Consider the following 17,231-nt stretch of genomic DNA (forward strand, 5'->3'; position numbering starts at 1 on the left):
CGAGCAGAGATGAAGCTCCAGCGTGAGATCCTGACGCCCCAGATGCTGCAGTACGACGACTTCTCGTCGCGCGGCGAGACCGAGTACGTGCCGTACCTGATGTACTTCAACCGGCCGAACTACCGGTCGGACGCGATCAACACCGACCGGCTGGGTTTCCGCATCTCGCACGGTGCCACGGAGCAGGCGTCGGTCGGCAGCAGCATGCCTGAGGGTCCGGTCCGTCTGCTGGTCGGCGGCTCCGTCCCGCTCGGCTACGGCTCCACCAGCGACGCGGCCACCATGGCCTCGCGACTGTGGACCGAGCACGCCCCGTCGCGTCCGTGGTTCACGTACGCCGGGCACTGCTACAACTCTACTCAGGAGCTGTTGTTGTTCCTGCTCTACCGGCACCTGCTGCCGCCGGTCGAGGAGATCGTCATCTTCAGCGGCTTCAACACCCTGGTGATGTCCCGACTCGTCGAGATGCACCGCGCGGACCAGGGCCCGTTCTACTTCTGCGGCGAGTTCTTCGAGCAGATGGAGGAGGTCAAGTCCCGGCACCGCAAGTCGTCCCGTGGCTTCGGTCGCCGTAACAAGCCGACGGTGCCGGCCTGGCCCTCACCCGACGAGGTACGCCCGGAGCTCGACGACGCGATCGCCAGCGCGGTCGACCTGGTCGGCCGGCACCTGGACAGCTGGCAGGTGCTCGCCGCGGCCACCGGCGCCCGGGTCTCCTTCGTGCTGCAGCCGCTGGCCACCTGGCTGCGGGAGGAAACCGCACCCCAGGAGAAGCTGATCTTCGACGAGCTGGACCGGATCTCCAAGCTGGGCACCTGGGAGGCGCTGTACGGCGACGTCGCCTCGGTGGAGGCCGGGCAGCGATACGCCGACGCGCTCGCACCGGCCTGCGAGAAGCGGGGCGTACGGTTCGTGAACCTCAACCCGGTGCTGCGCGCGGCCGTGACCGACCAGACCTGGTTGTACGTCGACCGGGCCCACCTGACCGACGAGGGCAACGACATCGTCGCCGCGCTGCTCGCCGAGCAACTCGGCCTGTCCTGAGACCCGGCCGATGACCAGGAAGCCATCGAATCACCACGAAAAGGTGCTCAACTGATGTTCAGAGTAGCCGTGATCGGGGGGCGACCCGCCCCGATCAAGGGAGCCAGGGAATTGGGCGTCGACGTCGTGCTGGTCCACCAGCCCGGCCAGTACGAGGAGTCGATCCGTGAGCACTGCGAGCGGATCGTGCACGCGCCGCTGGCCGATGGTCCGGCGATGCTCGAGGTGCTGCGACCACTGCACGAGGAGCGGCCCTTCGACCGGGTGCTTACCGTCTCGGAGCCGTGGGGCGTACCCACCGGGCACGTGGTGGACGGCCTCGGTCTGCCCGGGACCTCGGAGCGGACCGCGCGACTGCTGAAGAACAAGGCGCTGATGCGCGAGCGGCTCGCCAAGTACGACCTGAGCCCCGTCCGGTACCGGGTGGTGGGGTCGGAGCAGGAGGCGCTCGACTTCCTCACGGAGATCGGCGGCCCGGTCGTCCTCAAGCCGATCGACGGTGCCGCCAGCCGGCACATCCTGCGGGTGGACGACGCCGCCGGGCTGCGGGACGCCTGGCACCGGCACACCGAGGCCGGCAACACCTCGGTGCTCGCCGAGGAGTTCCTCGCCGGCCCGGTGGTAAGCGTGGAGTCGTTCTCCTTCGCCGGACGGCACCTGCCCGTCGGATACTCCGAGTACCTGGTGAACTCGCACCACGTCGAGTGGCAGGTCAGCGTGCCGAGCCGGCTCGCCGCGGCACACCTGACGGAGCTTCGTGATCTCACCGTGCGCCTGCTGGACGCGGTCGAGTTGACCGAGGGCCCGTCGCACAGCGAGTTCGTCCTGACCGACCGGGGTCCCCGGGTGCTGGAGTCGCACGCCCGGCTCGGTGGTCACGCCATCCCCGAGTTGGTACGCCGGGCGTACGGCCTGGATCTGGCGCGGATGTGGCTGACCGTGCCACTGGGCATCGACGAACTGCCTGCCGAAGCCCCGCAGCCCAGCGCGGGAGCAGCGATCCGGTTCCTGCGGCCCGAGCCCGGGAAGATCCGCGACATCACGGTGGCCGAGGACATCCCGGCGGTGGTGAAGCGGGTACCGCCCGGCGAGTTGGCCGACGTGTACCTCCCCTTGCTCGGCGAGTTGGTCGACGTTCCGGTCGGCGCGGTCGTGCACAAGAACCCCGGCGACGTGATCACCCCGATCCACACGCTTGCCGACTGCAGTTCCGGTTACGTGCTGGCCACCGGGGCGGACGCGGATGCGGCGGTCGACACCTGCGTGCTGGTCGACGAGAAGATCCGTTTCCACACGTGACACTCCTGGGGCATCACGACTTCCGGCTGCTGTGGACCGCGCAGACCCTGGGCCAGTTCGGCACGCATTTCAGCCGTGTCGGACTGCCCCTGGTGGCGATCCTGGCCCTGGACGCGACCGCCTTCGAGGCCGGTCTGCTGGCGACGTTCCAGACCGTGGCGTTTCTCCTGGTCGGCCTTCCCGCCGGAGCGTGGGTGGACCGGCGGCGCAAACGTCCCATCATGATCGCCGCGAACCTGGGCCGCGGCCTGCTGTTGGCGTGGGTTCCGGTGGGGGCCTACCTGGGTGTGTTGACGCTGACCCAGCTCTACATCGTCGCGCTGGGGGTGAGCGTCGGCACCCTGCTGTTCGAGACGGCGTACGTGAGCTATCTGCCACTGATGCTCGAACGCGGACAGCTGGTCGAGGGCAACGCGAAGCTGGAGAGCACCCGGTCGGTCGCCCAGGTCGGCGGCCCGACGCTCGGCGGCTACCTCGTCCAGTGGTTCGGGCCCCCGCTCGCGGTGCTCACCGTCGCCGGTGGATACCTGGCCTCGGCGCTGGCGGTGAGCCGGATCCGCATGCGGGAGGCCCTTCCCGTCCGGGGCGCCAGCAGCCATCTCGTCGGGGAGATCCGACAAGGGCTGTCGTACGTCTTCCGGCATCGCGTCCTGCGGGCGCTCGCCGTCTCGGGCGCGCTGTTCAACCTCGGGGTGTACGTCACCGGGACGGTGGTCGTGGTGCTGCTCGCCCAGCAGCTGCGCATCTCCCCCGGAACGGTGGGACTGTGGTTCGCCATCGGCGGGCTGGGCGGGTTGGTCGGCGCCTTCGTCGTCCAGCGGATCAGCGTACGGCTCGGGCCGGGGCCGACGGTCTGGGTCGGCATGGCCGTGGCCGGTGTCGCCGGCCTGGTCGTACCGCTCGCCGACGCCGACTGGCGACTCTGGCTCGCGGGAGCGGGCAACGCGCTGGTCTCCACCGGCCTGGTGATCAACAACGTGAACAGCATGGCGATCCGCCAGCAGCTGTGTCCGCAGGAGTTGCAGGGCCGGATGAACGCCACCATCCGCTTCCTCGTCTTCGGGGCCATGCCGATCGGCTCGTTCCTCGGCGGGTTCCTCGGTGAGCAGATCGGGCTGCGCGAGACCCTGTGGGTGGGTGCCGTGCTGAGCCTGGTCGCCGTCCTGCCGGTCTACTTCTCGCCGCTGCGGACGATGCGGGGCCAGCCGGATGCCGACGACCGGAAGGCTGCTCCGGAGAAGGTGGGGTGAGCGACCTTCCGTCACGCCCACGGCGAGAGTTCTAGACAGGTCGGGCTTCCGCCCGACCTGTCGGTGTGCCATGCTGACAGGCAACAGTTCTAGAACAGATGGAGCCGACGTGACGGACCTGACGGTGCTGCCCAACGGCAGCCTCATGGCCGATCCCGGCGAGCGCGGCAGGTTCGGTGGGCACGGTGGGCGCTTCGTGCCCGAGTCGCTGATCCCCGCCTGCGCCGAGCTGGAGGAGGCGTTCCGGGAGGCGTGGGCGGATCAGCGCTTCCGCCGCGACCTCGACCGACTGCTCGCCGTGTACGCCGGCCGCCCGACCGCACTCACCCCGGCCTGGCGGCTCTCCGCCGAGCTCGGCATCAACGTGCTGCTCAAGCGGGAGGACCTCGCCCACACCGGCTCGCACAAAATCAACAACGTGCTCGGTCAGGCCCTGCTGGCGCGCCGGATGGGCAAGACGCGGTTGATCGCCGAGACCGGTGCCGGCCAGCACGGCGTCGCGACGGCCACCGCCGCCGCGCTGCTCGGCCTGGAAGCAACCGTCTACATGGGGGCCAAGGACGTCGAGCGGCAGGCACTCAACGTGTTCCGGATGGAACTGCTCGGCGCCGAGGTCATTCCGGTCACCGGCGGCAGCCGCACCCTCAAGGACGCCACAAGCGAGGCCCTGCGGCACTGGGTCACCCGGGTCGACGACACCCACTACTGCATCGGCTCCGTGATGGGCCCGCACCCGTACCCGTGGATCGTGCGGGAGTTGCAGCGGGTCGTGGGTGAGGAGGCCCGCGCACAGTGCGCCGCCGAGCTGCGGACCGGCGTGCCCGACTACGTGGTGGCCTGCATCGGCGGCGGCTCGAACGCCGCCGGCACCTTCGCCGGCTTCGTCGACACCCCGGCGCAGCTCATCGGCGTGGAGGCCGAGGGTGGGGCGGCGGTCGCCTTCGGCCGGGTCGGTGTGCTGCACGGCTTCCGCTCGTACGTTCTGCAGGACGAGGACGGTCAGGTCAGCGAGGCGCACTCGATCGCGGCCGGGCTCGACTACCCGGGCATCGGCCCGGAGCACGCCTTCCTCAACGACTCCGGGCGGGCCCGCTACGTCACGGTCAGCGACGAGGAGGTCATCCCGGCGGTACGGCGACTGGCCCGCACCGAGGGGATCCTGCCGGCCCTCGAATCGGCCCACGCCATCGCCTGGGTGATCCGGGCCGCCGAGAGCGGCGAACTGCCCCCCTTCTGCACCGTGCTGGTCACCCTGTCCGGGCGCGGCGACAAGGACATCCACACCATTCGGGAAGCGGCATGAGCGGCAAACTCCTGGTTCCCTACGTGACCGGCGGCATCCGACCCGACTGGACCCGGTACGTCGAGGAGTACGCGCGCCACGGCGCCGACATGATCGAGATCGGGCTCCCGTTCTCCGACCCGATCCTCGACGGGCCGACGATCCAGCAGGCGTCGCACCACGCCCTGCAACAGGGCGTCACGGTGCGTTCCATCCTCGACGACCTCACCGGCCTGAACGTCGACGTACCGCTCATCGCGATGACGTACTACAACCTGGTGATCCACAACCCGTCGTTCTGCGCCGATCTCGCCGCGGCCGGCGTCAGCGGGCTGATCGTGCCCGACGTGCCGATCGACGAGGTGGACGAGCTGGAGGCGACGGCCACGGCGGCCGGGGTCGACCTCGTCCTGCTCGCCGCGCCCACCACCACCCCGTCGCGGCTGGCCGCCATCGCGCAGCGCAGTCGACGCTTCGTCTACGCCGTGTCCGTCATGGGCACCACCGGTGAGCGTGACCGGCTCGGCGAGGACGCCCTCCGGCTCGCCCGTGAGCTGCGGGCCATGACCGACCTGCCGGTGCTGCTCGGCTTCGGCATCTCGCAGCCCGCCCATGCGGTGGCGGCCGCCGACGCCGCCGACGGTGTCGTGGTGGCGTCGGCGCTGATGCGGATGGTGCTCGACGGTGCCGGCCCCGAGGAGATCGGTGCCACGATCGCGGAGTTCCGGGCGGCGCTGGACGGCGTGGTCGTGGGAGTCGGCGGGTAAGCGCGGGCCTGGGCAGGTGCCCTGTGCCGCTGCCGCCCACGGTGCGCCAGACTGGGGCACCGGTACGGCGGTGCGGTGGACGGGAGACTCCCATGGGTGATGCGACGACGACGCCCGGAGCGGGTGCGCCGGCATCCGGTGGCCGGCCACCCGCGCGGTACCGCCAGATCGCAGTCGACCTGGCGTCCCGCATCCACCAGGGCGAGTACGCGCCCGGCGAAGCGCTGCCCGCCCAGCGGGAGCTGAGCGCCCACTACGGCGTCACGCTGATGACGCTGCGTCAGGCCCTGCAACAGTTGTCCGACGAGGGACTCATCGTCCAGCAGGCAGGGCGGGGCACGTACGTCACGCCGGTTCAGGCGGCGTACCGGGTGGACACGCTGCGCAGCTTCACCGAGGACCTGCGCGAGCAGGGCCACGAGGTGGTCACCCAGGTCCTGTCGAGCGGGCTGCGACGCCCGCCGGCCTGGGTGGCCGACCGGCTCGCAGGTGGTGACGGCGAGCGCACCCTGCGCCTGGAACGGCTGCGCCTGCTCAACGGCCGTCCCGCCATCCACCAGGTCTCCTGGGTGCGGTCGCCGCAGGGGGCGGCGATCCGGGAGCGCGACTTCGTCACCACGTCGCTGTACGCCGCCCTGGCCGACTGCGGAGTCGCCATCCTGCGCGCCTCGGAGCGGATCGTCCCGGGCGTGCTCTCCGCGCCGGTGGCCGGGCACCTGCGCCAGCCGGTCGGCAGTCCCGTCTTCGTCAGCGAGCGGACGACAGTGGCCCTCGACGGCACCGCAGTGGTGGTCGACCGGGCGGTGATCGTCGGCAACGCCATGGAGATCCGTGCCGAGCGGGCCGCGACCCGACTGTCGGTGCGGTGGGGTGCCGTGCACTCCCCGGCCGCCTCGGGCGACGAGCGACAGGCCCCGCAAGCACCGGTGCGGTAGGCGACCGCTCGCGCGTCACCGCCGAAGAAGCGCGCGTCACCGCCGGGGAAGGCAGCAAGGTGCCTGGCCACTTCTGGCCTCCGCGACGGCGTTGTTACCCATCGTGTCCGTGCGGCATCTTGGGGTCTCGGGTGTCCGAACGACTGGGCGTTCCACCCGACACGACCGCGAGTTGGGGATTCGCGGCGACTCCCATGATCGGAGCCAGACATGTCCCGCGCACTTCGGGTGGCCCGTCACCACCTGGACGACAGGACCCGTGACCTGCTCGACAAGGAGCTCACGGCCGCCCTCTGCGACATCACGCTGGATTCGGACGCGCACGAGGCGATCCTCGCCCGAATCGGCGCACACGCCCTGCAGACCCATCTTCCCGGCGAGATCCTCCAAGCGTTGACGTTCTACCCGGCGACCGGCTCGCACGTCCTGACCATCGGTAACCTGCCGCAGCAGGAGTTCCCGGCCACACCGCGCAACGGCTTCACCGACGAGACCGCGATGGCCGTGACCAACGCGCTGCACTTCGGTCTGCTCCAGTTGCTCTCGCTGACGCCGTTCGCGGTCGACTACGAGAACAACGGCCGCTACATCCGCAATGTCGCGCCGAATCCGGCGGCGGCCGGCACCACCAGTTCCTGGGGTGCCGATTCGGAGTTCTTCTGGCACACCGACAACCCGCACCTGCCGTTCGGCGGCAAGGGCGTCGACCCGCGCCGGTACGTCCCGCGCTACCTCAGCTTCTATGCGGTCCGCAACGACGAGCAGGTGCCCACCGAGGTGCTCGCCATCGAGGACGCCGTGGCCGCCCTCGACGACGCCACCGTCCAGGCCCTCCAGTCGGCCCAGTTCCTCGTCGGCCCGCCCGCGTCCAACGACGAGACCGCGCCGCTACCCGACGCCGCCCTGTTGGAGCAGAGCTACGAGGGCACCCGGGCACGGTACGACCGGGGCACGGTCACCGGGACCACCCCTGCGGCGGCCGCGGCCCTGGACCGCTGGGTGCAGGCCCTGGAGCAGGCGCGAGCCGAGGAGTTCGTGCTGAGCCCCGGAGATTTCCTGATCTTCGACAACTACCGGGTGCTGCACCGCCGACGGGCCTTCCAGCCCGGCCCGACGGAGACCGCCCGCTGGTTGCGTCGTTGCTATGCAAGCTGACCTGGGTACACGGAGGAAGACCATGGGCAAATATCGCGTCGCCGTCATCGGTGGTATGCCCGCGCCGATCCACGGCGCCAAGGAACTCGGCATCGACGTCGTGCTGGTGCACGAGGAGGGCAAGTACGAGCAGTCCATCCTGCAGCACACCGAGCGGGTCGTACACGCTCCGCTGGCCGACGGCCCGGCGATCCATGCCGCGCTGAGCCCGCTGCATGCCGAGCGCCCGTTCGACCGGGTGATGACCACGACCGAGGTCGCCGCGATCTCGTCCGGCTACGTCGTGGACCAGTTCGGTCTGCCCGGCGTCACCGAGTTCACCGCCCGTGCGCTCAAGGACAAGGCGCTCACCCGGGAGTGCCTGGCCAAGGCCGGGGTGGAGAACGTCCGCTACCAGGTGGTCAGCTCGGTGGACGAGGCGGTCGCCTTCCTGGCGCAGGTCGGCGGCAAGATCGTCCTCAAGCCGCTCGACGGCGCGGCGAGCCTGCACATCAAGGAGGTCGAGACCCCCGCGCAGGTGGCCGAGGCCATGGCGGAGCTGGCCGCCGCGGGGATCACCAACCCGATGGCGGAGGAGTTCCTGTCCGGCCCGGTGGTAAGCGTCGACTCGTTCTCCTTCGAGGGCCGGCACCTCACGATCGGCTACTCGGAGTACCGGATGAACGACCGGTTCGTGGAGTGGGAGGTCAGCACGCCGAGTCGGGTCGCCGTGCCGTACCTCGCCGAGCTGCGGGAACTCACCGCCAAGCTGCTGGACGCCGTCGGTGTCACCGAAGGGCCGTCGCACAGCGAGTTCGTCCTCACCCCGGACGGTCCCCGGGTCCTCGAATCGCACGCCCGGCTCGCCGGCAGCGGCGCCCCGGAACTGGTCCGCCGGGCCTTCGGTCTGGACCTCAACCGCATGTTCCTCACGGTCCCGCTTGGCATCGACGAGCTTCCGCTGGAGTCTCCGGCACCGATCGGCGGCGCGGTCGCGCTGTTCCTGACCCCGGATCCGGGACCGATCAAGTCGATCACCGTGCACGAGGACATCCCGGCGAAGGTACTGCGGATCCCGCCGGGTGAGCAGGCCAAGGTGTTCATGCCGTACCTGTTCGAGTTGGGCGCCGAGGACACCGCCGTCGTCATCACCAAGAACCCGGGGGACGAGGTCGCGCCGCTGTTGACGGTCGCCGACTGCAGCAACGGCTACATCCTGGCCTCCGGCACCGACGCGCTCGACGCGATCGCCAAGGCCGAGGCGATCAACGCACAGATAGAATTCGCCATCGGTTGATGCAGCCACGCGGCTGCGATCGGGCGAAGTGCCGTCCTCCGGGACGGCACACGCCTGCCGGAACAGTGGGAACGGGAGACGAAACGCCATGAAGCGCACCGCGGTCGTGACGGGCGCCAGCAGCGGCATCGGAGCGGCGACGGCGCGCCGGCTGGCCAAGGACGGGTTCTTCGTCGTGGTGGCGGCCCGCCGACTGGACCGGCTCCAGGCTCTGGCGGCGGAGATCGGTGGTCAGGCGGTCGCGCTCGACGTCACCGACCAGGCGTCCGCCCAGGCTCTGGCCGCCGGGCTGGAACGCTGCGACGTCCTGGTCAACAACGCGGGTGGGGCGGTCGGGGCTGACCCGCTGGCCAGCGCGTCCCCGGCGGACCTGATGCAGAGCTTCGAGGTCAACGTGCTGGGCATGCTGCACGTCACCCAGGCGCTACTGCCGCTGCTGCGGTCCTCCGACGCGCCGACCATCGTGACGGTGACCTCGACGGCGGCCCACGTGAACTACGAGTTCGGCGGCACCTACACGGCGGCCAAGCACGCGGAACACGCGCTTGTCGAAACGCTCCGGCTGGAGTTGTGCGGCGAACCGATCCGGGTCGTGGAGATTGCGCCGGGGATGGTCCGTACGGACGAGTTCGCGGTGAACCGGTTCAAGGGTGACGCGGACAAGGCCGCCGCCGTCTACGCGGGTGTGGACCGGCCGCTGGTCGCCGAGGACATCGCCGAGTGCATCGCCCTGACGGTGGGGCTGCCCAGTCACGTCAACGTGGATCGTCTCGTCGTGCGTCCGGTCGCCCAGGCCGCCCAACACAAGGTGCACCGTCAGCCCCTCTTCGGCGGCTGACGACCGGCTGCGGGCGCAGCCGCCGTGTCAGGCGGCTCAGTCCAGGTCCTCGGCTCTGAGCTTTCCCTTCGCTATCAGGCTTCGGGCGAGGATGATCCGGCCCATAATGATCGCCTGCACGTTGCCGAGCACGACCAGGACGGCGGCGAACAGGTTGTCGCCGTCGATCAGGATCCAGGCGGGCAGAGCGGCGAAGAGGACCACGGGCACCGCGTACACCCAGAGTGGATAGCGCAGGTGGTGGCTGAGTGAGCTGTCGAAAAGCTTGGGCACGGGATCATTAGATCTCACCTGGGACGGATTGCCTGCCCCAGCTACCGGCTGTGCCCGCTGCCGCTGGTGGATCACCACCAGGTGGGGTAGTGCCGCAGAACCCGTTCCGCTGGTTCCGGCGGCTTCGACGTGCGTTCCCGCCACGCCCGGACGACGTCCGGGCCGTGCACGAGGGCGCCCGCGACCAGCAGCAACGGTGGCGTGAGCCATCCGAGCCAGTCGAACCACAGGCCGAGACCGGCCACCAGCCACAGCAGGAAGCCGAGGCCGAGCAGTACCTGTCGAAGACGTGGGCGCCGCACGCCGGCCAGTGTAGAACCGTTTCCGTACGGCGCCCGCTCCGAGCAGCTCAGCAGTTGGTGTAGCCCTTGCCCTTCTTGCTCCACGAGCACTTGTCGATCTGCTTGCCGCTGGCGTTACGCAGGTAGGCGGTGTCGCCGGTGTTGTTCCAGATGTAGTTGCCCGAGCCCCAGTAGCGGGTGCTGGCGGTGTTCTTGCCCTTGCCGGTACGGATGATGACGCTCTTGCCCTTGCCGAGCTTGAAGTCGCCGCTGAACTTGTAGACGTGGTTGGCCTTGTCGCGCAGCGTCCAGTTCTTCAGGTTGATGGTGCTGGACCGCCGGTTGGTCAGCTTCACGTACTCGGCGTTGAGGCTGGAGTTCGAGCGGTTGTCCGTCCCCGGCGAGTCGTAGTACACCTTCGTGATCTCGATGGCCGGAGTGGCGGCCTGCGCCGGAGCGGCGGCGGCCAGCGAGCCACCCACCGTCATGGCAACCGCGGTGATGAGTCCGAGAAGCCTTCTCGTCATGCGTCTTTCCCCCACTGAGAGCGCCGAATTCGGCGCGGTCGTGTCACACCGACGCGCGTGACGGCAGCGAGGTTAGCGACGGGAACGGGCGACGTGAATACCCGCGCACGCCGTGCCGTCGAATACGATCCGCGCGGGTTGATCGGACATCCGGCCGGCTCGAATCGATCAGCCGTTCTGGATGATCAGGACCGACCCTGGTCCAGATTCACATCGACCGAAGGGTGCTTCGTCGGCCGTTGTGGACGGTGCCTCGACGGCTCTGGGCATCGGCGCGGCCCAGGAAGGGCCCCGTTGGCCAGCCCCACCCGTACAGGAAGCTCAGTAGCCGCAGGTCATGCCGGCGGTGTGGCTGACCTGAACGGTGTGCGTGACACAGCCGCGGTCGCTCACCTGATGCAGCAGCAGGGCGGTCGGCTCGGTGACCCAGCCGATCTGCTCGTCGTCGCTCATGGTCAAGGTGGCCTGCCGCCAGGTGCTCGGCGCGACGGTCAGCACCGTGCCGGCGAACATGGTGGTCACCGGCCGGTGCAGGTGCCCGGCGGCGACGCGTACCACCTGGGGGTGTCGCAGCAGCACCTCGGCGAAGGCGTCACCGTCGGCGAGGCGGATCTCGTCGGCGGCCGGGATGCCGACCTCGACCGGCGGATGGTGCAGGCAGAGGACGGCCGGCACGTCGGGCCGCGCGGCGAGCACCCCGTCGAGCCAGGTGAGCTGCTCGGCACCGAGTCGACCGCCGTTCGAGCCCGGAACCAACGAGTCGAGCACCACCAGGGTCAAGCCGGGCTGCTCCACCTGGTAGTACGCCGAGAAGCTGCCCCCCAGCCAGGGCGTACCGCCGAAGGCATCCAGCAGCGATTCCCGATCGTCGTGGTTGCCGGTGGTCAGATACAGCGGCAGCGGGAAACGACCGATCACCTCGCGCAGCGCGGCGTACTCGTCGGGCCGACCATGGTCGGCGAGGTCACCGGTGATCACCACGCAGTCGGGCCGGGGATTGAGGGCCAGCACCCGCCCGAGCGCGTGATGCAGCCCGGCCGCCGGCTCGGCACCGAGTACGCCGGTGGTGAGGTGCGGATCGCTGAGGTGGGCGATGAGCATGGCGCCTCCACTCGACCGGGACCCTCACGCTATCGCTGCGACGGCCCGCGCGTGGGCCCACAGGCTGCATCCACAGCCTGTGGATAGCACGTGTGTACGAACAAATCCGCTCCCCGCCACCATGAGTACGCTTGATCAGCGTCCCGGAACCGGCCGGGACCCGAGCCGACCTGGGACGACGCACAAGTGGATCACCAGCAAGTCATCCGCGACGTCACGGTCCGCCTACCCATGGCGTCGACCGTCGCCGAGGTCTGCCAGGCGACCGTGGACGCTCTGGCCCGCTACACCCCCGCGACGATCGCCGTCCTGCTGCACGTCAACGGTCGACTCCGCTGCGTCGCCGCCACCGGTTCCTGGCAGGTCTTCGCCACCGTCGCCCCCGACGCCGGCATCGTCGGGCGGGTCTTCACCGGTGGTCGGTCGGCCGTCGTCCCGGACATCAGCACCGACCCCGACCACATCCCGGTACGCCCCGACGTCACCGCCGAGGTGTGCGTACCCATCTGCGATCCGGCGGGCCGCCGCATCGGCGTACTCGACGTGCAGTGGACCGGCCCGGCCGAGCTCGCCGCGTGGCGGGCGACCGCCGAGCGGGTCGCCGGACGGCTGGGTGCCCGGATCATGGCGCTCGGCGGCCCGGCGGAGAGCCGCAGCGAGAAACTGCTCCGGCACGCCGCCGCGATGACCGCCGCCACCACCGAGTGGGACCTGCTGGCGACCGCGACCCGGGCCGCCCGAGACGTGTCCGCCCTCGACACGGCGATGCTGCTGCTGTCGGGCCGCAGCGGTCCGCAACTCAGCGAGCCGACAGCCACCCCCGGCGAGCTGGAGACCCGGATCCGCGCCGAACTGGCCGAGGCCGGCCCGCAGGCGCTGCGCGCCATCGTCGCCCGAGCCCACCGGTACGGCACCGGTCACACCCTCGGCGAGGCGGGCCACCCACCGACCGAGGAACACGACCCGCTGGTACGGGCCGGGGTGCGCACCCTGGTGGCGGTACCGCTCGGCTCACCCGAGGGTGGCGGGGTGCTGCTGGTCGCCGGCGAGCGGTTGCTGCGCCCGGACCCTCGGACGGTCAACCTCCTGGAGTTGCTGGCCGGCCAGGCGTGGACCTGCCTGGACCGGCTGCGCACCCTCGACCGGCTACGGGAGCAGGCCAGCTCCGACCCGCTCACCGGGCTGCGGCACACCGGCCCGTTCGGGCAGCGGATCGCCACCGCCACTCCGGGGCGTACCGCCCTGCTGGCGATCGACGTGGACGGCTTCAAGACCGTCAACGACACGTACGGCCACCAGGCCGGTGACCGGGTGCTGGTCGGGCTGGCCCGAGCCCTGGAAGGCGCGCTGCGGCAGGGCGACGAGCTGTACCGCATCGGTGGCGACGAGTTCGTCGCGGTGATCGAGGTGAGCCGCCCCGAGGAAGCGGTCCGAGTGGCCGAGCGACTCACCGAGGCCGCCCGCCGGATCGGCCGTACGATCAGCGTCGGTGTCGCCCTCCCCCGCCCCGGCGAGTCGCCCGAACTGACGCTCCGCCGCGCCGACCAGGCCCTCTACGCCGTCAAACGCCAGGGCCGCGACGGCGTCCGCCTCTCCGCCGCCTGACCCACCCAGCCCCAGCCCCAGCCCCAGCCCCAGCCCCAGCCCCAGCCCCAGCCCCAGCCCCAGCCCCAGCCCCAGCCCCAGCCCCAGCCCCAGCCCCAGCGATCATGCACTTCCCGTCGCCGTTGTGCCACTTTTGCCCCGATATGACGGGACGAAAAGTGCAAGATCGACGCGGACCAGGGGGTCGTGGTCACGGGAGGGGAGGTCAGGGGTGGGTTAGGTCTTTGGCTAGAAGTTCGGCGATCTGGGCGGTGTTGAGGGCGGCGCCCTTGCGGAGGTTGTCGCCGGTCACGAAGAAATCGAGGGCACGGGGGTCGTCGAGGGCGCGACGGATCCGGCCGACCCAGGACGGGTCGGTGCCGACGGCGTCGATCGGCATGGGGAACTCGCCGGCCGCCGGGTCGTCGACCACGATCACCCCGGGCGCGTTGCGCAGCACCTCGCGGGCGCCGTCGGTGTCGATCTCCGTGGCGAAGACCGCGTGCACCGCCACCGAGTGGCCGGTCACCACCGGTACTCGTACGCAGGTGGCGGAGACCTTCAGGTCGGGCAGGCCGAGGATCTTGCGCGACTCGTCGCGCAGCTTCATCTCCTCGGAGGACCACCCCTCGTCGGCCAGCAGGCCGGTCCACGGCACCACGTTGAGGGCCAACGGCGCGGGGAAGGGACCGAGGTCGTCACCGACCGCCTGCCGTACGTCGCCGGCGCGGGAGCCCAGCGCGCGGTCGCCGGCCACCTTGATGAGCTGGTCGTGCAGGGTGTCCGCACCGGCCTGACCGGCCCCGGAAACCGCCTGGTACGAGGCGAGCACCAGCTCACGCAGCCCGTACTCGCGATGCAGGGGCGCCACCGCGATGATCATCGCGAGGGTGGTGCAGTTCCCGTTGGCGACGATGCCTCGTGGCCGGTCCCGCAGTTGCTCGGGATTGATCTCCGGCACCACCAACGGGACGTGCGGGTCCATCCGGAAGGCACCGGAGTTGTCCACCACGACCGCTCCCCGGCGTACGGCGATGGGCGCCCAGTGTGCGGCGACCTCGTCCGGTACGTCGAACATCGCGACGTCGACGCCGTCGAGCGCCTCCTCGGTCAGCGCCTGGACGGTGAGTTCCTCGCCCCGGCAGCGGACCTTGCGCCCGGCGGACCGTTCCGAGGCCAGCAGCCGGATCTCGCCCCAGACGTTGCGACGCCCGGTGAGCAGCTCACACAGGACCGTGCCGACGGCTCCCGTCGCCCCGACCACGGCCAGGGTGGGCAGCCCGGCCACCCGCCCTACCGTCCCGTCCCCGCGTACACCACGGCTTCGGTGTCGCCGCCGAGGTCGAAGGCCTCGTGGATGGCGCGGACCGCAGCGTCCAGGTCGGTGTCCCGGCAGACCACGGAGACCCGGATCTCCGACGTGGAGATCATCTCGATGTTGACGCCGGCCTGGCCCAGCGCGGCGAAGAAGCCGGCGGCGACACCGGGGTGCGAGCGCATCCCGGCACCGATCAGGGAGACCTTGCCGACGTGGTCGTCGTAGAGCAGGCCCTTGAAGTTGACCGACTCCTGGATCTTGCTGAGCGCGGCCATCGCGGTGGGGCCGTCGGCCTTGGGCAGGGTGAAGGAGATGTCCGTGCGACCGGTGCCCTCGGTGGAGACGTTCTGCACGATCATGTCGATGTTGATCTCGGCGCTCGCCGCGGTGTCGAAGATCCGCGCCGCAGCGCCCGGCTCGTCGGGCACCCCGACGATCGTGATCTTGGCTTCGCTGCGGTCGTGAGCCACTCCGGTGATCAGTGCCTGCTCCACTGGAAGCTCCTCTATCGATCCGGTGACCATCGTGCCGGTGTTTGTCGAGTATGACGAACGAACGTGGATCGGCAGGCCCGCCCGGCGGGCGTACTCCACGCTGCGCAGGTGCAGGACCTTGGCGCCGCAGGCGGCCAGCTCCAGCATCTCCTCGTAGGTGATCTGCTTGATGTGCCGGGCGTTCGGCACGATCCGCGGGTCGGCGGTGAAGACGCCGTCCACGTCGGTGTAGATCTCACAGACGTCGGCGTTCAGCGCGGCGGCCAACGCCACCGCCGTGGTGTCCGAGCCGCCCCGCCCCAGGGTGGTGACGTCCTTGGTGTCCTGGGAGACGCCCTGGAAGCCCGCGACGATCACCACGGCGCCCTCGTCGAGCGCGCCCTTGAGCCGCCCCGGGGTGACGTCGATGATCCGCGCCCGACCGTGTACCGAGGTGGTGATCACGCCCGCCTGCGAACCGGTGAACGAGCGGGCCTCGTAGCCCAGGTTGTGGATGGCCATGGCGAGCAGCGCCATGGAGATCCGCTCACCGGCGGTGAGCAGCATGTCCAGCTCGCGACCGGGCGGCAGCGGGCTGACCTGGTTGGCCAGGTCGAGCAGCTCGTCGGTGGTGTCACCCATCGCGGAGACCACGACCACCACGTCGTCGCCGGCCTTACGGGCGGCGACGATCCGCTCGGCCACCCGCTTGATCCGCTCGGCGTTGGCGACGGAGGATCCGCCGTACTTCTGCACCACGAGTGCCACGACGGCGCACTCCCTCCCGGTTGCCCTGAGCGTGCCGCTGCCGGGCGGCACTCAGGCTGAGCGTGCCGACGCCGCCGGCACCGGTGGCCGGCGGCGCGGGTCGGTCGACGTCAGCGTATCGGTCTGCTCTGACCGTCGGGTCAGGTGATCCCACGATCCGGCCCGGGTACGCGGGCGACGTGGCGCGCGACACGCCGGAAACGGGAGCATGCCGGGGGGGTGTCCGCGCGACGCCCTCAACGCCGAGAATGACCGGGTGTACGCCCACCGGGTCGCCCCGTTCGTGTTTGCCCTGTCCGTGCTGCTCGCCGGCTGCTCGACCGATCCGCCCGCCGATCCGCCGCCACCGACCTCGGCGCCTCGCCCGGTGGGGATGGACGCCGCCCGCGACGAGTTGGCCGCGCACGCCGCCGCCGCCCAGGATCGGCACCTGGTCGCCCGCTACACACTGCGGGTCGACGGCGAGGCGGACCGGTTGATCCTGGTCACCAGCGCGAACGACGGCAGTTGGCGGGTGGACGTGCCCGGAGGTGCGCTCGGCGGCACGGCCGACATCTCGCTCGCGGCCACCACCGACGGGCTGTTCCAGTGCGCGCTTCCCACGCCGACCCGCCCGGAGCCGGCCAGTTGCGTACGCCTGGGCGAACGGGACGACACCCTGCCACGCCGACTCGACCCCCGGGTGCAGCACCCGTTCACTGACTGGCTGGACGTGCTGACCGACCGACGCGCTCCGCTGTCCGTCTCCCCCGCCATGGCACCCGCCGGGGCCAGCGGCTCCTGCTACTCCGTGGAGACCACCGCGGCGTCGATCAATCCGCCGCTGGACGTGGGGATCTACTGCTTCGACGCGGACGGCACCCTCACCGCGGTACGCGCGGCGTTCGGCACCCTGACGCTTGCCGCGACGCCGGAGCCGGCCCCGGCCTCGGTGCAGTTGGCCGGGCCGGTGGTGGAGGGCGAGCCGCTGGGCATGACCGCTCCCCCCGACGCACCGCCGACGGCGGAGGGCGACCCGACCGGTACAGGAACGCCCTGACAGCATATCCGTTACGGGTGC

17 protein-coding genes are annotated in these 17,231 nt (G+C 70.5%); 11 read left to right on the forward strand and 6 right to left on the reverse strand.

All coding sequences use genetic code 11. The features are described 5' to 3' along the window. The first annotated feature begins 9 nt into the window (after positions 1–9). From EG812_RS10135 to EG812_RS10175, 9 genes are all read left to right on the forward strand, one after another. Positions 10–1,044 (forward strand): SGNH/GDSL hydrolase family protein, encoded by a 1,035-nt coding sequence (locus EG812_RS10135; RefSeq protein ID WP_126711397.1) that lies wholly within the window; start codon positions 10–12, stop codon positions 1,042–1,044. 54 nt (positions 1,045–1,098) lie between these two features. Beyond that, complete coding sequence (locus tag EG812_RS10140) at positions 1,099–2,343, forward strand: ATP-grasp domain-containing protein (RefSeq protein ID WP_126711398.1); 1,245 nt, start codon at positions 1,099–1,101, stop codon at positions 2,341–2,343. Next, positions 2,340–3,593, forward strand: coding sequence for an MFS transporter (locus tag EG812_RS10145; protein WP_126711399.1), 1,254 nt, complete (start codon positions 2,340–2,342; stop codon positions 3,591–3,593). Before EG812_RS10140 ends, EG812_RS10145 begins: the two co-directional genes overlap by 4 nt. A 109-nt stretch (positions 3,594–3,702) precedes the next feature. Further along, positions 3,703–4,896: a tryptophan synthase subunit beta gene (gene trpB / locus EG812_RS10150; RefSeq protein WP_013736338.1), complete on the forward strand. Its 1,194-nt coding sequence runs from the start codon at positions 3,703–3,705 to the stop codon at positions 4,894–4,896. Further along, positions 4,893–5,642 carry a tryptophan synthase subunit alpha gene (gene trpA / locus EG812_RS10155; RefSeq protein WP_013736339.1) on the forward strand — a complete coding sequence of 250 codons (750 nt, stop codon included), beginning with the start codon at positions 4,893–4,895 and terminating at the stop codon, positions 5,640–5,642. Before trpB ends, trpA begins: the two co-directional genes overlap by 4 nt. 92 nt (positions 5,643–5,734) lie before the next feature. After that, the gene (locus EG812_RS10160; RefSeq protein ID WP_126711400.1) at positions 5,735–6,577 is read left to right on the forward strand and encodes a GntR family transcriptional regulator; all 843 of its coding nucleotides are present in this window, start codon (positions 5,735–5,737) and stop codon (positions 6,575–6,577) included. Between the two features lie 210 nt (positions 6,578–6,787). Then, complete coding sequence (locus EG812_RS10165) at positions 6,788–7,732, forward strand: TauD/TfdA family dioxygenase (protein WP_126711401.1); 945 nt, start codon at positions 6,788–6,790, stop codon at positions 7,730–7,732. 22 nt (positions 7,733–7,754) lie between these two features. After that, entirely contained in the window at positions 7,755–9,008 is a 1,254-nt protein-coding gene (locus EG812_RS10170) for an ATP-grasp domain-containing protein (protein WP_013736342.1), read from the forward strand. Between the two features lie 88 nt (positions 9,009–9,096). Beyond that, on the forward strand, positions 9,097–9,846 hold the full coding sequence (locus EG812_RS10175; RefSeq protein WP_013736343.1) for an SDR family oxidoreductase: 750 nt from the start codon (positions 9,097–9,099) through the stop codon (positions 9,844–9,846). A gap of 36 nt (positions 9,847–9,882) precedes the next feature. Here EG812_RS10175 and EG812_RS10180 read toward each other — a convergent pair whose 3' ends face one another. The 4 genes from EG812_RS10180 to EG812_RS10195 form a co-directional block, all read right to left on the reverse strand. Then, entirely contained in the window at positions 9,883–10,119 is a 237-nt protein-coding gene (locus tag EG812_RS10180; protein ID WP_126711402.1) for a hypothetical protein, read from the reverse strand. Between the two features lie 71 nt (positions 10,120–10,190). Next, the gene (locus tag EG812_RS10185; protein WP_126711403.1) at positions 10,191–10,421 is read right to left on the reverse strand and encodes a hypothetical protein; all 231 of its coding nucleotides are present in this window, start codon (positions 10,419–10,421) and stop codon (positions 10,191–10,193) included. 47 nt (positions 10,422–10,468) lie between these two features. Beyond that, complete coding sequence (locus tag EG812_RS10190) at positions 10,469–10,927, reverse strand: lamin tail domain-containing protein (RefSeq protein WP_126711404.1); 459 nt, start codon at positions 10,925–10,927, stop codon at positions 10,469–10,471. A gap of 321 nt (positions 10,928–11,248) precedes the next feature. Beyond that, positions 11,249–12,028 carry a phosphodiesterase gene (locus tag EG812_RS10195; RefSeq protein WP_013736347.1) on the reverse strand — a complete coding sequence of 260 codons (780 nt, stop codon included), beginning with the start codon at positions 12,026–12,028 and terminating at the stop codon, positions 11,249–11,251. 186 nt (positions 12,029–12,214) lie between these two features. Between EG812_RS10195 and EG812_RS10200 the strand changes: the two genes are divergently transcribed. Next, entirely contained in the window at positions 12,215–13,633 is a 1,419-nt protein-coding gene (locus tag EG812_RS10200) for a sensor domain-containing diguanylate cyclase (protein ID WP_013736348.1), read from the forward strand. Positions 13,634–13,838: 205 nt separating this feature from the next. Here the strand turns inward: EG812_RS10200 and EG812_RS10205 are convergent, their stop codons facing one another. After that, on the reverse strand, positions 13,839–14,900 hold the full coding sequence (locus EG812_RS10205) for an aspartate-semialdehyde dehydrogenase (protein ID WP_013736349.1): 1,062 nt from the start codon (positions 14,898–14,900) through the stop codon (positions 13,839–13,841). A gap of 5 nt (positions 14,901–14,905) precedes the next feature. Beyond that, entirely contained in the window at positions 14,906–16,171 is a 1,266-nt protein-coding gene (locus EG812_RS10210; RefSeq protein ID WP_013736350.1) for an aspartate kinase, read from the reverse strand. Between the two features lie 208 nt (positions 16,172–16,379). Here EG812_RS10210 and EG812_RS10215 point away from each other — a divergent pair, with 208 nt between their 5' ends. Then, positions 16,380–17,210: a hypothetical protein gene (locus tag EG812_RS10215; RefSeq protein ID WP_233579435.1), complete on the forward strand. Its 831-nt coding sequence runs from the start codon at positions 16,380–16,382 to the stop codon at positions 17,208–17,210. Positions 17,211–17,231 lie beyond the last annotated feature (21 nt).

This window comes from Verrucosispora sp. FIM060022, from assembly GCF_003977705.1.
Taxonomy (GTDB): domain Bacteria; phylum Actinomycetota; class Actinomycetes; order Mycobacteriales; family Micromonosporaceae; genus Micromonospora; species Micromonospora gifhornensis.